General features: G+C 53.7%; 17 protein-coding genes. 12 read left to right on the forward strand and 5 right to left on the reverse strand.

Annotated elements, in window-relative coordinates; genetic code table 11:
* Positions 1 to 628 precede the first annotated feature (628 nt).
* Positions 629 to 1,168: a GNAT family N-acetyltransferase gene (locus AC2A1E_RS01990; RefSeq protein ID WP_484382322.1), complete on the reverse strand. Its 540-nt coding sequence runs from the start codon at positions 1,166 to 1,168 to the stop codon at positions 629 to 631.
* Positions 1,169 to 1,191: 23 nt separating this feature from the next.
* Positions 1,192 to 2,544 (reverse strand): molecular chaperone, encoded by a 1,353-nt coding sequence (yegD, locus tag AC2A1E_RS01995; protein ID WP_484382323.1) that lies wholly within the window; start codon positions 2,542 to 2,544, stop codon positions 1,192 to 1,194.
* A 208-nt stretch (positions 2,545 to 2,752) separates the two neighbouring features.
* On the opposite strand from yegD, the gene alkA reads away from it, so the two are divergent.
* Positions 2,753 to 4,222 carry a DNA-3-methyladenine glycosylase 2 gene (alkA, locus tag AC2A1E_RS02000; RefSeq protein ID WP_484382324.1) on the forward strand — a complete coding sequence of 490 codons (1,470 nt, stop codon included), beginning with the start codon at positions 2,753 to 2,755 and terminating at the stop codon, positions 4,220 to 4,222.
* Here alkA and AC2A1E_RS02005 read toward each other — a convergent pair.
* From AC2A1E_RS02005 to AC2A1E_RS02015, 3 genes are all read right to left on the reverse strand, one after another.
* Positions 4,199 to 7,528, reverse strand: coding sequence for a diguanylate cyclase (locus AC2A1E_RS02005; protein ID WP_484382325.1), 3,330 nt, complete (start codon positions 7,526 to 7,528; stop codon positions 4,199 to 4,201). The genes alkA and AC2A1E_RS02005 overlap by 24 nt on opposite strands.
* A gap of 171 nt (positions 7,529 to 7,699) precedes the next feature.
* On the reverse strand, positions 7,700 to 9,133 hold the full coding sequence (gene mgtE / locus AC2A1E_RS02010) for a magnesium transporter (RefSeq protein WP_484382326.1): 1,434 nt from the start codon (positions 9,131 to 9,133) through the stop codon (positions 7,700 to 7,702).
* Between the two features lie 205 nt (positions 9,134 to 9,338).
* Positions 9,339 to 9,506: a YfgG family protein gene (locus tag AC2A1E_RS02015; RefSeq protein ID WP_484382327.1), complete on the reverse strand. Its 168-nt coding sequence runs from the start codon at positions 9,504 to 9,506 to the stop codon at positions 9,339 to 9,341.
* 431 nt (positions 9,507 to 9,937) lie between these two features.
* Here AC2A1E_RS02015 and AC2A1E_RS02020 point away from each other — a divergent pair, with 431 nt between their 5' ends.
* The 11 genes from AC2A1E_RS02020 (at position 9,938) to AC2A1E_RS02070 (ending at position 21,122) form a co-directional block, all read left to right on the forward strand.
* Positions 9,938 to 12,175, forward strand: coding sequence for a sensor domain-containing phosphodiesterase (locus AC2A1E_RS02020; RefSeq protein WP_484382328.1), 2,238 nt, complete (start codon positions 9,938 to 9,940; stop codon positions 12,173 to 12,175).
* Between the two features lie 325 nt (positions 12,176 to 12,500).
* Positions 12,501 to 14,840, forward strand: a complete 2,340-nt coding sequence (locus AC2A1E_RS02025) for a type VI secretion system Vgr family protein (RefSeq protein WP_484382329.1) — start codon at positions 12,501 to 12,503, stop codon at positions 14,838 to 14,840.
* A gap of 2 nt (positions 14,841 to 14,842) precedes the next feature.
* Positions 14,843 to 15,661 carry a DUF4123 domain-containing protein gene (locus AC2A1E_RS02030; protein ID WP_484382330.1) on the forward strand — a complete coding sequence of 273 codons (819 nt, stop codon included), beginning with the start codon at positions 14,843 to 14,845 and terminating at the stop codon, positions 15,659 to 15,661.
* A 24-nt stretch (positions 15,662 to 15,685) separates the two neighbouring features.
* Positions 15,686 to 16,228 carry a DUF3304 domain-containing protein gene (locus tag AC2A1E_RS02035; protein WP_484382331.1) on the forward strand — a complete coding sequence of 181 codons (543 nt, stop codon included), beginning with the start codon at positions 15,686 to 15,688 and terminating at the stop codon, positions 16,226 to 16,228.
* A 34-nt stretch (positions 16,229 to 16,262) separates the two neighbouring features.
* Positions 16,263 to 16,784: a DUF3304 domain-containing protein gene (locus AC2A1E_RS02040; RefSeq protein ID WP_484382332.1), complete on the forward strand. Its 522-nt coding sequence runs from the start codon at positions 16,263 to 16,265 to the stop codon at positions 16,782 to 16,784.
* Positions 16,785 to 16,818: 34 nt separating this feature from the next.
* Positions 16,819 to 17,364 (forward strand): DUF3304 domain-containing protein, encoded by a 546-nt coding sequence (locus AC2A1E_RS02045; RefSeq protein WP_484382333.1) that lies wholly within the window; start codon positions 16,819 to 16,821, stop codon positions 17,362 to 17,364.
* Positions 17,365 to 17,498: 134 nt separating this feature from the next.
* Complete coding sequence (locus AC2A1E_RS02050; RefSeq protein ID WP_484382334.1) at positions 17,499 to 18,020, forward strand: DUF3304 domain-containing protein; 522 nt, start codon at positions 17,499 to 17,501, stop codon at positions 18,018 to 18,020.
* Between the two features lie 34 nt (positions 18,021 to 18,054).
* Positions 18,055 to 18,576 (forward strand): DUF3304 domain-containing protein, encoded by a 522-nt coding sequence (locus AC2A1E_RS02055; protein WP_484382335.1) that lies wholly within the window; start codon positions 18,055 to 18,057, stop codon positions 18,574 to 18,576.
* Between the two features lie 2 nt (positions 18,577 to 18,578).
* The gene (locus AC2A1E_RS02060) at positions 18,579 to 18,716 is read left to right on the forward strand and encodes a hypothetical protein (protein WP_484382336.1); all 138 of its coding nucleotides are present in this window, start codon (positions 18,579 to 18,581) and stop codon (positions 18,714 to 18,716) included.
* A gap of 88 nt (positions 18,717 to 18,804) precedes the next feature.
* Positions 18,805 to 19,347 carry a DUF3304 domain-containing protein gene (locus AC2A1E_RS02065; RefSeq protein ID WP_484382337.1) on the forward strand — a complete coding sequence of 181 codons (543 nt, stop codon included), beginning with the start codon at positions 18,805 to 18,807 and terminating at the stop codon, positions 19,345 to 19,347.
* A complete protein-coding gene (locus tag AC2A1E_RS02070) occupies positions 19,347 to 21,122 on the forward strand; it encodes a DUF2235 domain-containing protein (protein WP_484382338.1) in 1,776 nt (591 codons plus the stop codon). Before AC2A1E_RS02065 ends, AC2A1E_RS02070 begins: the two co-directional genes overlap by 1 nt.
* Positions 21,123 to 21,131 lie beyond the last annotated feature (9 nt).

Here is a 21,131-nt window from a genome sequence, read left to right on the forward strand (position 1 = left end):
TTAACATGACCTGCCCGCTGCGCGGGTGCCTTCGCTGCGTCACCGTTGCCGGACGGGTCGGCTCAATTCACGTCCATGTTCATATCGCCTCAACCGGCCCTCCATGGCCGGTTGCCCCTGGCAACGGTGTCTTGCTCAGCAGGCCATGATGCGCTCAACGTCAACACCTGAATCTGTGTGCACCGGGCAACATCAACATGGGTGTTGATAAGAGAACTTAAAGCAGTGCAATCGGTTAGATGAGCATCGGTGTTGACGCCATTGAAGGCGCCGAACGCAGACACGGCGCATAGGCGAACGCGCCATGGACGGCGCGTTCAGGCGAGATAGGCAAGGACGCCTGTCGTAGCCGGCCGTAATGCGCTGTGGCGGAGTGAGACAAATCTGCCGGGAGCAGATTTGAACGCTGCTTGCAGCGGCCCCGAAGGGGCGAGGCCCAGGGATGGGCCGAGTACTAGTCGCGTAGCGACCGCCTGATATGGCAAGGGCCGGGGTGCAGGGGGCTGGCTCTTGAGCCCCCTGCTCGGGCGCGTTCACTGCGTTACTGAATGGGCGCAAAATGTTGAGCGACCGAAATAAGTACTCGTTCTTCGTATCTCAATGCGTGAGCAAGAGATAGCTGTTGTATCTAAAGTTTGCAACTGCGATACAACACATGCTTACGCAGCGGATGCCCAACCGCCAAACGCGGATGCTCAAACGTTTCGCCGCTGAACCTCATACCAATACGCTCCATCACCCGGCGTGAAGGCTGGTTGATTTCGGCGGTGAAGGACACCACCTCGGCCAGTCCCAGCGTGTTAAATGCAAAGTTTAATGCGCCTTTGGCCGCTTCGCTGGCATAACCTTGGCCCCAGTGTTCTGCCGCCAACCGCCAGCCGATCTCCACACAGGGGGAACAGGGCAGATCGTCACCGGGGATCGCCAGCCCAACAAAGCCGATAAAGGGCGCGCCACCTTTAATTTCCACCGCCCACAAGCCCCAACCCTGCTGCTGCATCAACTGGCGGATGCGATCTGCCAGCGCATCGCTTTCTGCACGGGTTAAGACCGCTGGGAAATAGGTCATTACCGCAGGGTCGGCATTCAACGCGGCAAAAGCGGGCAGATCGCTGTCCTGCCACTCACGCAGCCGTAGTCGTGCCGTTTGGAGTGAGATGGTCGTCATCGTGCTTCGCTCCCAGTGAGTTATCAACGAAACAGCGTTTGTGCCCAGCGCGCCAGCCCGGCGGTCACCGAACCGAAATCGTTGCCGCCGACGATCGGGATCCCTGGCAGTTGCTGCTGCAAAGCGCTACGCAGCAGGGGGGAACGCGCGCTGCCACCGGTCAGATAAATCACCTGCGGCGTGCTCTGGCTGGTAGCCAGTGCGGCGCTGACCTGCTCCTGAATACGCAGCAGCGGTTGTGCAATCGCCTCGGCCAGTTGAGCCTGGCTGATGGTTTCTGCCAGTTCCGTCTGCACAAAAGCCAGCGAGGTAAGGAAGCTTGGCTGGTTGGACAAGGCGATTTTACTCTCTTCAGCCGCACGTACCAGTCGGTAGCTCAGCCGCTGCTGGTAGACCTTCAGCAGACGTTGTACTTTTTCCGGCTCGGCGGCATCGCGGATCAGGTCGCGCAACATGCGGCCGTTGGCGGCGCTGTAGAAATCGTTCTGTGCCGGAACATCGTTGGTAGCGACCGCATTCCAGTAGGGCAGCGCAGGCAGTGCGATACCTTTTTCGGTTTCGCCGCCCATGCCGAACAGCGGCATCAGCTGTTTGAAAGCCAGCATGATATCCAGATCGTTACCGCCCACGCGGCAGCCGCTGTGCCCCAGCAGGCTTTGCTGGCGATCGGCCCGATCGCGCCATTGCGGGCCCATCAGCAGCAGTGAACAGTCGGTGGTGCCGCCGCCGATATCCACCACCAGCACGATTTTCTCCTCGCTCAGCGTGGCCTCAAAATCCAGCCCGGCTGCCACTGGTTCAAACTGGAATTCGATCTCTTTGAAACCGGCGCGAACGGCGGCGCGTTGTAATATCCCCTGCGCCTGCCGGTTGGCTTCTTCGCCGCCGATGCCCTGGAAATTGATCGGGCGGCCAATCACCGCCTGATCGATGCTGCTTTGCAGCACCCCTTCCGCCTGGCGTTTGATATGGAACATCATGGCGCACACCAGATCTTCAAACAGCGCAATCTGCTGGGGTTTGAGGCCGTTGGCTCCGAGGAAGGATTTTGGCGAGCGCACGAAGTAAACGTCTTCCGGGTCTTCAATATAGTGCGCCAACGCCTGTAGGCCGAACAGCACGCTGTGGCTGTTAACCGGAATATCCTCTTCACGGTTGAAGGCGATGGCGCGGCGCAGCAGTTGCTGATTCTCTTCGCTACCGGTAGGCACCTGCCAGTGGCGGTGCAGGCACTCACTGACCGCTTCACGCGTCGGCGCACACAGCATCGAAGGCAGATAGGGGGCGTGGTTTTCCAACGTCAGTAATTCGGGGCCATTATCCCGCATCACGGCGACGGAACAGTTAGCTGTTCCATAATCGAAGCCAATAAACATTTATCTCAATTTCCCCATGCCAATGAAGGGGGGCGACTTTACCTGAGACGGCCGGGCCGGGCAACCGGTGTAAGCCAATGCTGAAAAATTTAGCGCTGCTTGCGTTGGCATGCTTAACTGAGGCGTTGCAGGTTAATGTCCGATTCCCGCACGTCAGCCACTGGCCCGAGCCCCATAATGAACAAAAAAACAGACCCTGAGCGTGACCATGATGGAGCAACAACAAGCGTTGTATAGCGCGCTGAGTGCGCGCGATCGTAAATTCGACGGGCGCTTTTTTGTCGGCGTTTCTTCTACCGGCATTTATTGCCGACCCGTGTGCAGCGCGCGCACGCCAAAAATCGAAAACTGTACCTTCTACCCAAGCGCTGCTGCCGCCGAACTGGCGGGGTTTCGCCCCTGCCTGAAGTGTCGGCCGGAACTGGCCCCTGGGCTGGCGTTGATCGATTTGGGTAACCGTTATGCGCAGGTGGCCGTCCAGTTGATTGAGCAGGGTTATCTGTCGGAGCACAGTTGTGAACAACTGGCCGCGCGTTTGGGGATTTCCGATCGCCATCTGCGGCGTATTTTTGCCGAACAGTTCGGCGCATCCCCTATCGACTATGCCCAGTCGCACCGTTTGTTGCAGGCCAAGCGCTTGCTGGCGGATACCGATCTGCCGTTGAGCGAGGTGGCGTTTGCTGCCGGATTTGGCAGCCTGCGGCGTTTTAACGAGCTGTTTAAAGCGCGCTATCGCCTGATCCCTTCCGCGCTGCGCAGTAGTGCTGGCCGCCATGAGCGCGCAGCCACCAGCGGGCTGGTTTTTCATCTGGGGTATCGGCCGCCTTACGATTGGCCATGTATGCTGGCTTTCCTGCAAGCGCGTGCGGTGAAGGGGGTGGAACAGGTTGAAGGAACACAATATTGGCGTTCAATTGCCGTCCAGCAGGGTGGCATTGATTATTGCGGTTGGGTGAGCGTGCAGCCGGACGAAGCCCGTAATCGGGTGCGGGTGGAGGTGGCTCCAGCACTCAGCCGGGTAACCACCGAGGTGCTGCGGCGTGTGCGCCAACTGTTCGACTTGGATGCGGCACCCGATCGCATCGCCGATGCGTTGGGGGATTTGGTGGCTGGTGCGCCGGGCCTGAGGCTGCCGGGATGTGTTAATAGCTTTGAGCAGGCCACGCGGGCGGTGCTGGGGCAACTGGTCAGCGTGAAAATGGCCGCGGTGTTTGCCGGGCGTATGGCGCAGCATTGGGGGATGGCGCTGGAACAGCCTAACGGCAGCATCACGCATGTGTTTCCCGCAGCGGCAAGGATTGCGCAGTTGCAACCGGAGGAACTGAGGCCGTTGGGGATCCAGCTTAAACGCGCTGCGGCGCTGATCGAAATGGCTAAAGCGGTGACGGAAGGGCGGTTGCAGTTGGATAATGTGCTGGATATTGAACAGGGCATTAAAGCGTTGACCGCTCTGCCGGGGATCGGTAGCTGGACTGCTAACTATATCGCCATGCGCGCCTGGTCATGGCCGGACGTTTTTCTGGCGGGTGATTACCTGATCAAACAGCGTTTTCCCGGCATGACCCCGCGCCAGATCGAGCTGTACGCCGAACGTTGGCGGCCATGGCGCTCCTATGCCACGCTGCATTTGTGGCATAACGGGGATTGGGCACCCTCAATGGACGCCATCATCAAGTAACTCAGCCAGCGGTTGTTCCAGCGCGATCAGGTCACCGTCGACCAGATCGATGCCAAGGGCTGTCAGCGTACTCAGCGTGGCCAATTGTTCCACCGGGCCAGCCAGCGTTTTGGCATGTATCCGGTGAGCGGCGTTATTGAGTATTGACACCATCAGTTCATCCATCTGATTGCTGTGCACGTTGGTGACAAAGCGTTCATCGATGCGAATGTAATCGATCTTTTGGCCGTTCAACCGATCGAAGGCATTCAGGTCGCGCCCAAAGCCGTTGACCAGCAGTTTGCAACCCAGCCGCTGTAATTGACGGATAAATTCACCGCCGCTTTCCGTGTGATCCAGAATAATGGCTTCATCGATCATCAGAAGGAGGGTCTGGTGCGGCAGAAGAGAGGCTGCCAGTTTCTCCCGCAGGTAATGTTGGAATTCAGGGGCCAACAGGTTGTCGGTGGCCAACGGCAGGGCGATGGAGAGCCCCAGGCGCTGAATGGCTGGGGCGTGTTGCTCCAGTATTTGATCCACCATCCAGCGATCAACCTCTGGCAGTAGGCCATACAACTGTGCGGCCGCGAAGAAGTCGTCAAACGTCAGCATGTGCTCATCGGGGGAAGTCACCCGCAATGTGAGCTGATGGAAGCAGATCGCCTGCGGCGTGTTGGGCGGCGACACGGCTTTGACGTACAGTTGCAGTTGCTGTTGATGAATAATGCTCATCACCTGCTGACGCGTCAGCAGTTCATGTTGGCGCTCCATCAGTTGCTTCTGCCGGGCTTCATAAATGTAAACCTGCCCACGGCCGCGGTGTTTAGCGGTGTAACAGGCGATATCCGCCTGTGCCAGCAATTCGGCGCTTTTGCCGCTGGTGGCACTGATCTGGGTAATACCGGCGCTGGCTCCCACATGGTAGGTTTTGCCTTCCCAGTAAAATGGGTGTTCATCGATCTGTGAAACCATCTGTTGTATCAACGTCTTCGCCTGTTCCAGCGAGCAGTCGAACAGGATCAGGCCGAACTCATCCCCGCCCAGACGGGCCAGACAGTCGCTGTTACGCAACTGACGTTGCATGAGCTGAGCAATCTCCTTCAGCAAAGCATCACCGGCTGCGTGCCCGGCGCTGTCGTTAACCACTTTGAACCGGTCGAGATCGAGGAAGACCAATGCGTGTTGCTGATCGTTATCGGCCACGCTGGCCGTGGCATTTTTCAGCTGTTTCTCGAAGCTAGGCCGGTTTTGTAGGTTGGTCAACGCATCGTGCGAGGCGCTGTAACTCAGCTTTTTCATCAATTCCCGTGAAGCGCTGACGTCCTGTAGCACCATCACTGCGCCCATCACATCCCCTTCGAGGGTTTTCAGCGGCGAAACGGAGGTTTGTACGTCGAAGCGGCGGCCATCACGGCTGTGCAGCACCAGCGCATAATCCTGCGGCAAGGTTTTCCCTTCCAGCAGGCAGTATTGCACCGGATTTTCGACTTCCGGGCCGTCTTTGCCGTTCGTCATGCGCACTACGCCAGTGATCGGCATACCCAACGCCAGTTCCAATGACCAACCGGACATCTGCTCGGCGATCGGGTTCATGAAGGTGATGCGCATTTCGCCGTCGGTAGAAATCACCCCTTCACCGATGGCATCAAGGGTAATGTGCAAGCGCTCTTTTTCTTCATGCAGTGCCTCGGTCAGCGCGGTGATTTCCGTCATGTCAATATTGGTGCCAATCATGCGTAGCGGCTTGCCCTGTTCATCAAGCACGGTATTGCCTTGGCCCCGGATATGCCGGATCCCTTGGCGGGTCTGGATGCGAAACTCCATCACGTAGGGTTGGTGCTGGTGGGTGATGACCGTCATTTGCTGGGCAATGCGTGCGCGATCTTCTGGAAAAATCAATGAACTCCACAGTTCCAGGGTCGGCAGTTGGTCGGGTTCGAGGTCGTAAAGTTCAAACATCCGTTTGTCCCAGGTCAGTTTTTCACAACCCACCACCCACTCCCAGATGCCGATCCCCCCTGCCTGATTGGCAAGCTGGATGCGCTCCATCAGGTGGCGGTTTTCGGCCTCCGTACGTTTTAGCTCGTTGATGTCTTCCACTTGAGAAATAAAATACAGCGGCTGGCCGGAGGGATCGCGCACCAGCGATACGGCTATCAGGGTCCAGATGCTTTCACCATCACTGCGGACGTAGCGTTTTTCCATAATATAGCTGCTGATGTGGCCATTAAGCAGATCCTGCCACTGTGCCAGATCGGCATGCAAATCGTCCGGGTGGGTGATTTCCTGAAAGGTTAAACGGCACAACGCTTCTGGTGGGTAATGCAGCAGTTTGCACAGCGCCTGGTTGACCTGTAACCATTTCCCCTCAGGGGACACCAGAGCCATGCCGATGGCGGAATATTCCAGCGCGTTGCGAAAACGCGCTTCACTCTCTTCGATATGTTCTTTTTCCACCCGGAATGCGTGCATCACCATCGACATGGCATGGGCCGGGAACAGGATCAGGATCAGCGGCAGGTAGATCTCCACATCGCCGAGAAACTGCCCGTGATTCTGAGAGTGCAACAACCCAAATGAGATGAGCACGGTAATCATCAGCGTGGTGGCAAAGCAGATGATGAAAGTTTCAAACCTGGGCAGGCTAATTGCCGCCCACAAGAGCGGCAGAGTGACGAAAGCAAACGGGAAGGGCAGATTGATCAGCACCAGATAGCTGAATGCCAGGATGGCTATCAGCATCGCCAGCAATTCTAGTACATTCAGTGTTTTCAGCATGGAGCGGCGATACACCAGCCCGATGGGGGTCAGTGCAAGTACCCCGATCGCTTCAGAGATAAACCAGGTGCTGAACGACTGTAAGAATGACTGTCCAGGCTGAGGAACCCAGGACACGGCGAGCAGGGCGCTGAACATCGGGGTGAAAATAACCGCACAGACGACAAACTTCAGCCAACTGGCCAGCCCGTTGAGCGGATCGGTCGGTTGCAGCACCCGGTGCAATAACAGGGTACAGACTGCGGCTTCCAGCAGGTTAATCAGCGTCAGTTTGACCGGAAACCAACTGAAACCGAACAGGATAAAGCTGGCCGCACAGATACTGGCACCGCTGAGCAGCAGCGGCAGCGGCCACTGCTGCGGCTGATAGCGGTACAGCAAGATGATAATGGCGGCGGTCGGGAACCATAGCGGGGTAAAATGGCTGGATTCGGTCGACAGCGTCAGGCAGAGGTAAGCCAGCAGGAATATGACCATTGCCATCAACAGCGAGTGAGTCAGTAAAGAACCTTTCGGGGGCGTGGGGTGGTTCGCTGCGCTGATATCCATGAGTAACCTTACTGTGCTATCGGCCACGGGCAAAGATAACTACCGTTGGAAAGCGGAATTTTACTAACAAGAGGTTAGTACAGTGTGTGACGAATGCCTATTGAATGAATGATATTAAGTAACGTATTGGCGAGTTTGTTGACAGCCAGCACCCGTGCTGGCTGTCGGCGATTAAAGCAGGAAAATAGTAGCCAGACCGAGGAAAATAAAGAACCCCCCGGTATCGGTCAGGGCGGTAATCAACACGCTGGAACCCACGGCCGGATCGCGCCCTAGCTTGAGCATGGTCATCGGTATCACCACCCCCATCAGCGCTGCGACCAGCAGGTTCAGCATCATGGCTAGCGTCATCACGGCGCCCATCGCCAGATCGTCATACAGCAGGTAGGTGACCAACCCCATGATACCGCCCCAGACGAAGCCGTTGATCACCGCAACGCCCAGTTCTCTGAGCAACAGCCGTGAGATATTGCCGACTTCAATCTGGTGCAGCGCCAGCGCCCGTACGATCATGGTAATCGTCTGGTTACCGGTATTGCCACCGATACCGGCGACGATCGGCATCAGGGCAGCCAGCGCCACCAGTTGCGAAATGGTGTGCTCGAACAGGCCAATGACCCGTGAAGCGATAAAGGCGGTGCACAGATTAATCGCCAGCCAGGCCCAGCGGGTTTTCACCGCTTTGCCGACCGGGGCAAACACGTCTTCATCCGGGCTTAACCCCCCCATCCGGCGCAGAGTGTTATCACTTTCCTCGTTGACCGCGTCAACGACTTCTTCGATGGTCAGGCGTGCCATCAGTTTGCCTTTGGCATCCACCACCGGGGCACTGATCAGGTCATAACGTTCGAAAGCGCTGGCCGCGGCTTCGGCTTTATCTTCCGGCTGGAAGGTGGTGGGATCGCTGTCCATCAGCTGAGAAACCAGCGTTTGCGGATCGTTGAGCAACACCGCCGTCAGCGGCAATTCGCCTAACAGCGTATTCTTGCGATCGGTAACGAACAGCTTGTCGGTGGCATCTGGAATGGTTTTGCGTTGGCGTAGAAAGCGGTGGACGGTGCCGAGTGAAACGTCCGGGCGGACCGTAATCAGTTCGAAATCCATCATCCAGCCAACGGTATCCTTGCCGTAGTGCACCATTTCCCGCACTTGTGTGCGTTCATGTGGTTCGAGCGAGGTGAGCAGGCGGCCCATCAGGTTACGCGGCAGGTACTGGGCCAGATAGGCCTGTTCATCGACGTCCAGCGTTTTGAGCGCTTTGAGCAGGTCTTTATCGCTCATCTCTTCGATCAGGCTGTCCCAAACGGGTTCTGCCACTTCGACCAGCGTCTGGCCACGTTTGGTGGTATCCACCAGCCGCCACAGCGCCAGGCGTTGGTCTTGTGGCAATGCTTCCAGCAGGTCAGCCAGATCGGCGGCGTGCATGCCTTTCAATAGTTGGGTAATTTCGGCCGTGTGATTCAACAGCTCGTTTTGGCTGAGCTCTTTCTCATCCCCTGAACGGCCGAGAATGCTGTCAATCAACCCTTTGTTATTTAACAGCAGATTCAGGATACGCTGACGGTATTCAGCGACCTTTTTTACGTTATGCGTTGCGGTGGACATGGTATTCCTTAACGCTGACTGGGTACATGCGGTTCCTTTACGGCTATCTTTACAAGATAGAGCATAGCGTCGGTGGGCGTCATTTTTGTGAAACCAGCCTGGAAGTGAAGAATAAGTAAGAGGTCTGAATGTATGGCAGACGGCTTAATTATTCGTTTCCACGGTGATGAAAAGGGGAGATATTGTCGCCGTGCTGAATGAGAACTCACTGATTATACACGCTGATTTTAGGGTTCTGCGGCAGTGGCGTCATGCTTTTTTCCTGATGATGGGGAATGGCGACGATGGCAGCATACAACAGACGGCCAACTAAAATGATAAAGCTTATTAGCAAGACGATCTTGGTCATGAGTCCGGTCGGTTTTCTTCTCATATTATCATCCGAATGTGTCAATATCTGGTGTGGTTCGTTTTTAAATGTGCTTACTTATTGATATTCAATTGGTTAATGCTGTGATTCTATGCGGTGATGACAAAAGATGTCTATTTATTTCCATTTCATTGAATCGCGCATTTAGGCTCTGTTGAGATGTTCTTTGATTTTTTGTTGAGTATTAATAGGTTATTATCGGCAGGATAAAACGCTTTACGAATTTTCATTAGTTTTTTCTCTATTGATTGACTGCGGTCAAATTTTGAGCTATCGCAGTGAATAGAATACACGGCCATTCTTGATGCTAAATCATGGTGTCTCAGTTCTGCTTATGAATGGCTCCGGAGTTGGCTCGGATCTAACTCTTCTCTGCAATTTAAATTATGCTTAAGCGGTGAAATGAATCACGCATTGGCGGATATAGTGTCTTGATGGGTATTTTGAAATTCTGGAATAATTTACGCGATCACTGGTGGGGGCAGCCTATTGTGCTGAGCCTGCTGATACTGCCGGTTGCCGGCTGGTTATCGCCACGTCTTATGCTGCCTGAAGGTAAGGTCTATCTGATCTATTTACCTTTGGCGGCCTGCTTTTCTTTGCTGATGGTCTATGACTGGCGCGCCCTGCCAGGAATTGGTCTGGCGATTCTTATTCGCTATTCCGATCGCGCTGGGGCTGATATCACGGTGATCATGACCCTGTTCTATCTGGTGTGCCTGAGCATTTGCTGGTGGGGCTATCGTTGCCTGTCTCAGCGCCGCTGGTGTGCGGGGTTCTCGGAACTGAAGCTCGGCAAATATCGGCTTATCTGGCTGGTGATGATGCCCTCGGTGCTATTTATCTTCGGTCTGAAGTTAGTCATCGGTCTTGATATGTTGCCTGATGAGCTCGGTATGATGCCGGGCAACGGGATCAATCTGCATACGCTGGTCAATTTTCAGGCGGTACTGATCGGTTGCCTCTCGTCCATGCAACTGTTCTATTCTGTATTGCGGATCATTAAAAACCCCCGATTTGCCAAGGTTCTGTGGGGGCGTATCTGCCGGCAGGTCGCGCCGGGGGTGAAAAAGGGTGAACTGCAACTGTGGTTTGCGGTGTTGAGCATACTGGTATTTATTCTGGCTTATCACACGGCAGACACGAATTTCTTGCAGGTGCCAGATTACAGCCTGACATTGCTGTTGCCCGTGATGTTGTACAGCGCCATGCGTTTTGGCTACCAGTTTAATGGCATTATCTGGGCCGCGACCCTGATAGTGCTGTTCTTTAACTATCCAGGTTATGTGCAGTGGACCAATCTGTTACACAACCTGACGATGATCTCTTCGATGATGTTGGCGTTTACGCTCAGTATTCTGCTGACGTCGGCGATACATACCCGCCAGCGGATGGATCACGCCAAAGCGCAGAGTGCTTCGCTGAAGGATCCGGTAATCGGTTTGCCCAACCTGCGGGCACTGAAGCGCGATTTAGCGAAAACACCGCGCTCTACCCTTTGCTTTTTGCGTATCTCTGAGCTGGACCTGCTCAGCCGTAACTACGGTATGCAATTGCGCATCCGCTTCAAGCAGAAGTTGGCCGGCACGTTGCGCACGGTATTGGAGGAGGGCGAGGACGTCTATCATCTGCCGGGATACGATCTGGTGCTGCGGCTGAACGGCTCTAACGCCGAAGCCAAGGTGGCCACCATCCAGAGTACGTTGGAGAAATTCCGCCTGGTGTGGAACGGCCTGCCGATTCATCCACCTCTGGGTATCAGTTATTGCGGCGTGTACTCGGAAGTGGCGCATTTGCATTTGCTGCTGGGGGAGTTGAGCTCACTGGCAGAAATGTCACTGACCAGCGGCCGGGCGGAGAACGTGCAGAACGATCACCATGTTGCGCAGGAGGAGATCAAACGCAAGGTCGCCTTGTTGCACTGGGTGCAGCGTTCACTGGATAACGACAGCTTTGTGCTGATGGCACAACCGATTGTTGGCGTGCGTGGCGATACTTATCACGAGATTTTGCTGCGGATGTTGGATGATGACGACAGCATTGTGCCTCCGAGTGAGTTTATGCCGGTGATCCATGAGTTTGGCCTGGCCTATCAGTTGGATTTGTGGGTGCTGCGCCATACGCTGGAGTTTATGGATCAGAACCGGGAAGCTATGCCCAGCGCGCGTTTTGCCGTGAATCTTTCCCCCTCTTCGCTGTGCCGCCCGAGCCTGTGTCAGGACGTGCGCGATGCGCTGCAACAGTACCAGATTGAGCCTTATCAACTGGTGTTGGAAGTGACGGAATCCCATCTGGTGCAGAATGTTAAATATGCCAAAAGCTCGTTGCAAGAGCTGCGTCAACTGGGATGCCGCATTGCATTGGATGATTTTGGTACTGGCTATGCCACCTACGATCGCCTGAAAGAGTTGCATGTGGATACGCTGAAGATCGACGGCAGTTTTGTGCGCGGTATGCTGACCAATAAGGTGGATTACCAGATTATTTCGTCAATCTGCAAAGTCGCGCTGATGCAGCGGTTATCGATTGTGGCGGAATATGTAGAAACAGCGGAACAGCGCGATGTGCTGAAAAGCCTGGGTGTGGATTACATGCAGGGCTATTTCATCGGTAAGCCACAGTTGCTGGAGTCGTTGGTGCAGCCGGGTAAAGAAGAACAAGATACTCACTAATCTTACAATCAACAGCCTGATTTCCAGGTGGCTAGCAAGAGTGCAAGCTTAACCGTTACCGGTAATCATATAAGTCAGCCAAAATGGGTGGCAGATCGTTCGAGGCGGGCACTGACCTCTAAAATCTGCCATCCAAGATGAAATGGGCGTGTCTTGCCAAGGTCTATTGGCGTATCCGACAAAAATCAATGCGCGTCTATAACGCATTGGCCTCTGATGCAATTTTGCCTGAATTTATTGTGTTTATAAAACCTGCCCCTACAATCAACTGCCTGGAATATAAGGTTATACTCTGGCGCATAATGGAATAACAGGTGGCAGCTCTATGGACAGCACTGCGGCAATGTTCGGTTCTTCTCTATCCCGCTATACCCTAAATATCAACGACAGCCCGGTCAAACCGGATATCCTGCGTTTTCGCGGGCGTGAAGCCTTAAGTAGGCCCTTCAACTGGCAGATTGAATTCACCACCCCGCAGGCCGATATTGCGCCTGAGCAGGTGCTGATGAAGTATGCCAGCCTGCGGATGCGCAGCGGCAAGGCCGTGCACGGCATCATCACCGGGTTCGAGTGGCTTTCCACTTCTGCCGACCAGTCACATTACCGGGTGGCGCTGGAATCCCGTCTGGCGTTGCTTTCCCGTACTCGCCGCTGTGCCATTTACCAGAACCAGTCGGTGCCGGAGGTGGTGGAGCAGGTGTTACGTGCCCACGGTCTTGAAGGCCCGGACTTTGAGTTTCGCCTGGAATGCACCTATCCACCGCGAGAACTGATCACCCAGTGGCGTGAAACGGATTTGCAGTTTATCCAGCGTATTCTCGCGGAGGTGGGTATCTGGTACCGCTCCGAGATGCAGGCGGCAACCGAGCAGGAAAAACTGCTGTTTGCCGACCATCCGCTCCAGTATCAGTTTGATGTCCAACTGCCCTACTGTGAACCCGCAGGCCTGTACGATGGCGCGGAAGAGTCGGTGTGGGGCGTGCGCACCTGGCACCGTGCGGTCACGGGCGGGGTCAATACGCGCGATTACAACTACCGCACCGCCAGCACCCCGCTGGATGCGCAAGTGCGCGTCCGCAGCGAAGCGGTGACCAGCGGTGAGCATTACCGCTATGCGGCCCCGTACCGGGAAGCCGGTGATGACGGTGCTCTGGAGCTGGAAACCGAGAGCGGGGCGTTCTACGCCCGCCTTTATCATGAACGTGAGCTGAACAACGCCAACCGCCTGCATCTGTTCAGCAACGCCGCCCACCTTGCGCCCGGTCAGGTGCTGGAGCCGCAGGGCAATCGCATTACAGCCTTGAAAGAGGGGATGCTGATTACGCAGGCGACCTTCCGCGCCGCACGCGATTCCCGCCTGCATGTGTCGCTGTGGGGCATGCCCTATACCGAACGCTTCGGCTATCGCCCCCCGGAATGCCCGCGCCCGCACATCCACGGTTCGTTGCCTGCGCGTATAGAAAGCCGCGAGCAGCGCGACACCTACGCCTGGCTGGACGAGCAGGGGCGTTATCGGGTGAAGCTGGATTTTGACCGTGATGACCGCGAACAGGGCTATGCCTATCTGTGGTTGCGGCAGGCAAAGCCCTATGCCGGAGAGGTTTACGGCTGGCACACCCCGTTTATCGATGGCACGGAAGTGGCCATCGCCTATCATAACGGCGATATCGATTTGCCCTACATCGCCCATGCGCTGCACGATTCGGCACACCCGGACCACGTCACCCGCGACAACCACACCCGCAACGTCCTGCGCACCCCAGCCAACAGCAAACTGCGAATGGAGGACAAGCGCAATGAGGAGCATATCAAGCTCGCCACGGAATTTGGCAAGAGCCAGTTAAACAGCGGCCACCTGGTGGATGCGCAGGATAAAGCGCGTGGAACGGGCTTTGAACTGCGTACCGATGAGTACGGGGTGATACGTGTGGCGAAGGGGCTGTTTATCAGCGCCGACGGGCAGACCAAGGCGCAGGGAGAGGTGCTGGACATGGCGACCGCGCTGAAGGAAATCGACATCTGCTTACGCCAGATACAGCAACTCAACGCCGCCGCCGAACAGGCTGAGGCGCTGAAAGCGGATATCGACAGCCAGCTGACGATGTTTGAGCAGCGGCTGAAACCGCTGAATGACACCCTGCATTTCGCGGCACCGCAGGGGATAGCGGTGACCAGCGGTGAGCACTTACAGCTTGCCGCCAGTAAAAATGTGGCCATCAACGCCGGGGGCGATATCAGCGTTGGCGTGATGGGCAATATGACGGCGTTGGCCGGTGAGAAACTGGGGCTGTTTGCCCGCAGCGGGCAACTGAGCCTGAAATCCGGTGAAGGGCCGATAGAGATGCAGGCGCAGAACGGCAGCCTGCGGTTGTTTGCGGAGAAGAAACTCACCCTAAGCTCCGCCGACGATATATCGTTTGCTGGGAAGAAGCGCATCACGCTGATAGGCGGCAGCTACGTGAAAATCGAGATGGGTAAGATTGAATACGGCACCACGGCACAGTATGTGCGCAAGGTAAAACGCACGGCGAAGGCGGGCAAGGCGGATATGCCGATCAACGTGCCACTGCTTCCCGGCCAGTATCCTCCGCTTCAGAAGAAGGTCTGCATTGAGTGTTTACTTAACGCTATAAAAGCGAACGATGCCGTGGTGCAGGGAGCATAACAATGGATATAACGGCATTACTTCAGGCCATACCTCAAACAGACGGTTGCCATCTCTATTTATTGATTGAAGGTGGAGCACAAGCATCTGAAGGTTTTCAGGCGTTTTATACTGCGCATTCATCGGCCATGTCATCACTATTTCTCCACCCCCAACTCACCGATGCCAGAACTTACGGGCCTTGGTTGTTTGCGCTGGAGAATAAAGATCAGCTCGGCGAATATCTGAAAAACACCCCCGGCATCGTCGGCGTTATTGTTTCCCCTCGTTTACTGGGTTCCTTGGCGATACAGCTTTCAAACGCCTGTACGATTATTTGCCCCGATAAGAGCACAGCGCTAATCCGTTTTTATAGCCGTCATGTGCTGAATACACTGGTGCAATGTCATGAACAGGAATGGCATTACTTCCTGTTTAAAGACATTGCTCAGTGGTGGACGCCCATAGAGGGAAACTGGCAGCCGGTCACCTTGATGCCATCGACCGCAGAAAATGCCAGAGAGCGTACCGTTAGGCTTAATGAGGAAATCTGGCAACAGATTGCGGACAAACCGGAGGTCAGTACGGTATTGGCACAGTGGCAGAAGATGCCTGCGAGCCAGCATTTTCCGCCCTGTGCTCAGCGCGATATGGTGATTAAGGCGCTGGATAAAGCTCAAGCAGCCGGTTTAGACGCGGGGCCAGACCGCAAACTTTATGCACTTTATTACCTTAATGGTGGCAAGAGGGTACTTGAGTCAGAAGAGATGCAGGAGCCACTGCAAAAAGTCAGCCAAGGAAAAACCACATTGGCAAAGGTCCTGACTGATTACTCAGCCTAATAACGGCAGGATATAGAGAAATACATGGGATTGTTTACCCAACTGGAAAAGATTGATGGCGTAGTAACCCGTGGTTATGCCCGTTGGGGCAAACGGATTTGGGGTGGGTTGCTATTGTCTGCTGTTGTGTGGTGTGGCTGGCTTATCTGGGCGTCGATCTGGGGGCCACCAACCGGCCCCGTCACGCTGATTATTCACAGTGAGATTGACCGCCCGATTTTGGGGTTTAGCGTCAATGGCGTGGCAGGGGCTAATGCATTTGCATATAAAGAAAATCCTTACTCGACTGGTGGGGGGAAAGCAACCTGTTGCGGCAGTATTAGCGGAGATACGGCAGAAGTTATTTGGACTCTCGATATTACCCATGAGCAGTATCTTAAAGGTATGCGCCTTGAAACTCGCAAGGCTGTCATGCCACTGCCAGAAAGGAAGTGGGGAGAAAATGACTTGCACGTACATTTTCTGCCTGGAGATAAAGTCCTGCTGGGGTGGAGTGATAATGCATGGTCACCTTATGAAAAACATCCTGACACCGAAGGTAAAATAGGTGAGCTGGGGCATAAATAATGGATGTTGAAAGCCACAGGAAAGCGAGAAAAACATGGGATTGTTTACCCAACTGGAAAAAATTGATAGTGCGATGACCCGTGGTTATGCCCGTTGGGGCAAACGGATTTGGGGCGGGTTGCTATTGTCTGTCGTCGTCTGGTGTGGCTGGCTTATCTGGGCGTCGATCTGGGGGCCACCAACCGGCCCCGTCACGCTGATTATTCACAGTGAGATTGACCGCCCGATTTTGGGGTTTAGCGTCAATGGTGTGGCAGGGGCTAATGCGTTTGCTCATGGAGGAGGCGGTGCAACCTGTTGCGGCAGTATCAGCGGAGATAAAGCGGAAGTTATTTGGACGTTAAGTACCACACGTGCTCAGTATGATGCTGGGCTTCGTACAGAAACTCGCAAGGCTGTTATGCCACTGCCAGAAAGGAAGTGGGGAGAAAATGACTTGCACGTACATTTTCTGCCTGGAGATAAAGTCCTGCTGGGGTGGAGTGATAATGCATGGTCACCTTATGAAAAACATCCTGACACCCAAGGTAAAATAGGTGAACTGGGGCATAAATAATGGATGCTGAAAGCCACAGGAAAGCGAGAAAAACATGGGATTGTTTACCCAGCTGGAAAAAATTGATGGTGCGATGACCCGTGGTTATGCCCGTTGGGGCAAACGGATTTGGGGCGGGTTGCTATTGTCTGTCGTCGTCTGGTGTGGCTGGCTTATCTGGGCGTCGATCTGGGGGCCACCAACCGGCCCTGTTACGCTGATTATTCACAGTGAGATTGACCGCCCGATTTTGGGGTTTAGCGTCAATGGCGTGGCAGGTGCTAACTCTTTTGCACATGACGAAACGAATCCATATGCTTCTGGACCTGGGAAATCAACCTGTTGCGGTAATATCAGCGGTGATAACGCTGAAGTTATTTGGACGTTAAGTACCACACGCGCTCAGTATGATGCTGGACTGCGTACAGAAACTCGCAAGGTTGTTATGCCAATGCCTGAAAGGAAATGGGGCGAAAACTACCTGCATACCTATTTTCTACCAGGGGATAAAGTTCGCTTATGGTGGGGAACTGGGGTCATTAGCCCCAAAGCTGAAGATATGCTGGATATAACCAAGCCTGTTAATTCAAAAGAGCAATAGCCGTGGATATTGAAAGCCTTACTTTCGCCACAAGCTGTGCACAACAGGCAGAATACGGGGCTGGGAATGGCACGTTGGTTTGTATTGCTAGCTTGTTGGCAGTAGATAAATAGCCGCAGAGAAGCGAAAAAGATATGGGATTGTTTACCCAACTGGAAAAGATTGATGGCGCAGTGACCCGTGGTTATGCCCGTTGGGGCAAACGGATTTGGGGCGGGTTGCTATTGTCTGTCGTCGTCTGGTGTGGCTGGCTTATCTGGGCGTCGATCTGGGGGCCACCAACCGGGCCCGTCACGCTGATTATCCATAGTGATATTGACCGCCCGATTTTGGGGTTTAGCGTCAATGGTGTGGCAGGCTCTAATGCGTTTGCGCATGGAGGAGGTGGGGCAACCTGTTGCGGCAGTATCAGCGGTGATACGGCGGAAATTATTTGGACTCTCGATATTACCCATGAGCAGTATCTTAAAGGTATGCGCCTTGAAACTCGCAAGGCTGTTATGCCACTGCCAGAAAGGAAGTGGGGAGAAAATGACTTGCACGTACATTTTCTGCCTGGAGATAAAGTCCTGCTGGGGTGGAGTGATAATGCATGGTCACCTTATGAAAAACATCCTGACACCCAAGGTAAAACAGGTGAGCTGGGGCATAAATAATGGATGTTGAAAGCCACAGGAAAGCGAGAAAAACATGGGATTGTTTACCCTGCTGGAAAAGATTGATGGCTCAGTGACCCGTGGTTATGCCCGTTGGGGCAAACGGATTTGGGGTGGGGTGCTATTGTCCGTTGTTGTGTGGTGTGGCTGGCTTATCTGGGCGTCGATCTGGGGGCTACCAACCGGCCCTGTTACGCTGATTATTCACAGTGAGATTGACCGCCCAATTTTGGGTTTTAGCGTCAATGGCGTGGCAGGTTCTAATGCGTTTGCGCATGGAGGAGGCGGGGCAACCTGTTGTGGCAGTATCAGTGGTGATACGGCAGAAGTTATTTGGACTCTCGATATTACCCATGAGCAGTATCTTAAAGGTATGCGCCTTGAAACTCGCAAGGTTGTTATGCCACTGCCAGAAAGGAAGTGGGGAGAAAACTATCTGCATGTCTATTTTCTACCGGGGGATAAAGTTCGTTTATGGTGGGGGACCGGTTTTATTCATCCAAAGGCAGAGAATATTCCTGATTTGACCTATTCCCCTAACTTAAAGGAGCAATAACCGTGGATATTGAAAGTCTTATTTCCGCTGCGAACCGTGCGCAACAGGCAGAGGATGCGGGGCTGGGAATTTGTTCCCGGACTTGGTTCGTTGGTTTGTTTGATGGTGTTCACCGCAATAATCCAAGAAAGTCCGATTGACGTTTATAAATGAAGTGTTAATGGGGCGCTGGTTCGTATTGTTAATTTGTTGGCAGTAGATAAATAACCACAGGAAAGCGAGAAAGATATGGGATTGTTTACCCAACTGGAAAAGATTGATGGTGCAGTGACCCGCGGTTATGCCCGTTGGGGCAAACGGATTTGGGGCGGGTTGCTATTGTCCGTTGTGGTGTGGTGTGGCTGGCTTATCTGGGCGTCGATCTGGGGGCTACCAACCGGCCCTGTCACGCTGATTATTCACAGTGAGATTGACCGCCCGATTTTGGGGTTTAGCGTCAATGGCGTGGCAGGGGCTAATGCGTTTGCATATAAAGAAAATCCTTACTCGACAAGTGGGGGGAAAGCAACCTGTTGCGGCAGTATCAGCGGAAATACGGCAGAAGTTATTTGGACGTTAAGTACCACACGCGCTCAGTATGATGCTGGACTGCGTACAGAAACTCGCAAGGTTGTTATGCCATTGCCAGAAAGGAAGTGGGGAGAAAATGACTTGCACGTACATTTTCTGCCTGGAGATAAAGTCCTGCTGGGGTGGAGTGATAATGCATGGTCACCTTATGAAAAGCATCCTGACACCCAAGGTAAAACAGTTGCGCTGGAGCACAAATAATGGATATTGAAAACCTTATTGCCGCTGCAAATCGTGCACAACAGGCAGAGGATGCGGGGTTGGGAAACTGTTCCCGAACGTGGCATGTTGGTTTCTTTTTTGATGGCGTACATCGCAATATTGAACAGGATGCATCAGAACAGCGCCTGAGTAATATTGCCCGTTTGTTTAGGGCGTTTCCTGTGCCGCAACAAAATACGTCTTGTGAAAATTACGATGCATTCTATATTTCCGGACTCGGTACGCCATTTAATGAAGAGCTGACTGAGAAAATTCATACCATTATGGATGGTGCGCAGAGCACCGTGCTGGATGATTTAAAAAATCAGCCGGGTGAAATGGCTAAAGATGCAGGCATAGAGTTATTCAAGGGTGCTGATTGGTTTGAGGTATTGAAAGAGCAGGGGAGAAAGCTTATCAGCCCTGCTGAGTGGAAAAAGCTCCTGGCCGATAGTGCTAAAAATGTGGCAAAACGGGTCAGTATAGAGGCTACTCCTTGGCTGCGTGATAACCCTACTGTGGCAGATATATTAGTAACGGGCGTAGATACTCGGATAGCCTCAGCAAAATTGCGATTTGAACGTTTCTTTGAACGAGCGAAATCCAATAGTCAGGTCCCTATCAAACTGATCTCCATTTCCCTATTCGGTTTTGATCTTGGTGCGACCTTGGCACGTAAATTTATCGACACCTTGCTTGAAGATATATGCGAAAAGCAAGGTGACAAATATACCTATCAGGGTATTGCGGTTGAGATCATCTTTACCGGTTTGTTTGACTGTAGCCGCTACACTCCTGCCAGCAGTAACAATGGATTGGATTATTTTGTTTCCACATTCGGAGGGCCAGTAAGAGAGGTCAGTGTCTTATTGGGTGAAAAAGCGATTGACCAAAGTTCGGCACTGCCAGATGTAGTCAAGAATGCATTGCATCTGGTGGCCGCTCATGAAACGCGGGTCTGGCGTTGTCTCTATCGGTTAGGCGGTAATAAGGAAAAACACCAAGAGGAACTATTGCCAGGTTGTGCTGAGGATATGGGCGGGGGGCTGAAGCCGGATGAACAGAAGCCGAGTGCAGAACTGTGTCGGGTAGCGCTACACCGAATGTACCGTGCAGCAACCATGGCAGGTGTTCCTTTTCTGGATTTTCAGACCCTTGATAAAACAGATACCGATGTTGCGGCTTATTTCCTGATGCAGGACGCCGTCGAGCGTAAGTCGGTTGGACAGTGGGTAAAAATCTATCAGCAGGCTATTCCCCAAAAAACACTCAGCGTTGGCGCGCAAAATGCGCATCTGGATAGCTATATTGACTGGCTGGGCAGGCAATTTTATCAATATCGTAGCCAATGCCAAAAATATGAAGAACAGCGCGGGCAGATTATGTCTTCCGCTGCAGCCTCAGCAGGATTGTTGGGCATTACACCACAGGCGCGACAGAGTGCCGATCGGTTACAGAGTGAACGTGATATTTTGCAAAAAAACTGGGGTTGGCTGGATGATATTCGCAGTGCTGCACTGGATATGCAAAACGACTTGGAAAGACATCCGAATGATAAACGTCTCTATATTGCACCCGAGGTGTATAAGCCCGCGCTAAGAAGGGCGAGGAAATTCCTTGATTACGCACATGCAGCCTATCAGGAGCAACCACAACCTTTGCCTGATGACAGTGCGCCACCAGAAATATATGCCTGGTTTGTTCACGATGTGCAAAAGGTGGATAAAGGGGCCAGAATTTCGCAGGATTTTTTCGTTGTACGTTCAATGGAGTAGCTAGTTTAG

This window comes from Serratia sp. HNCC26DJ206, from assembly GCF_057180605.1.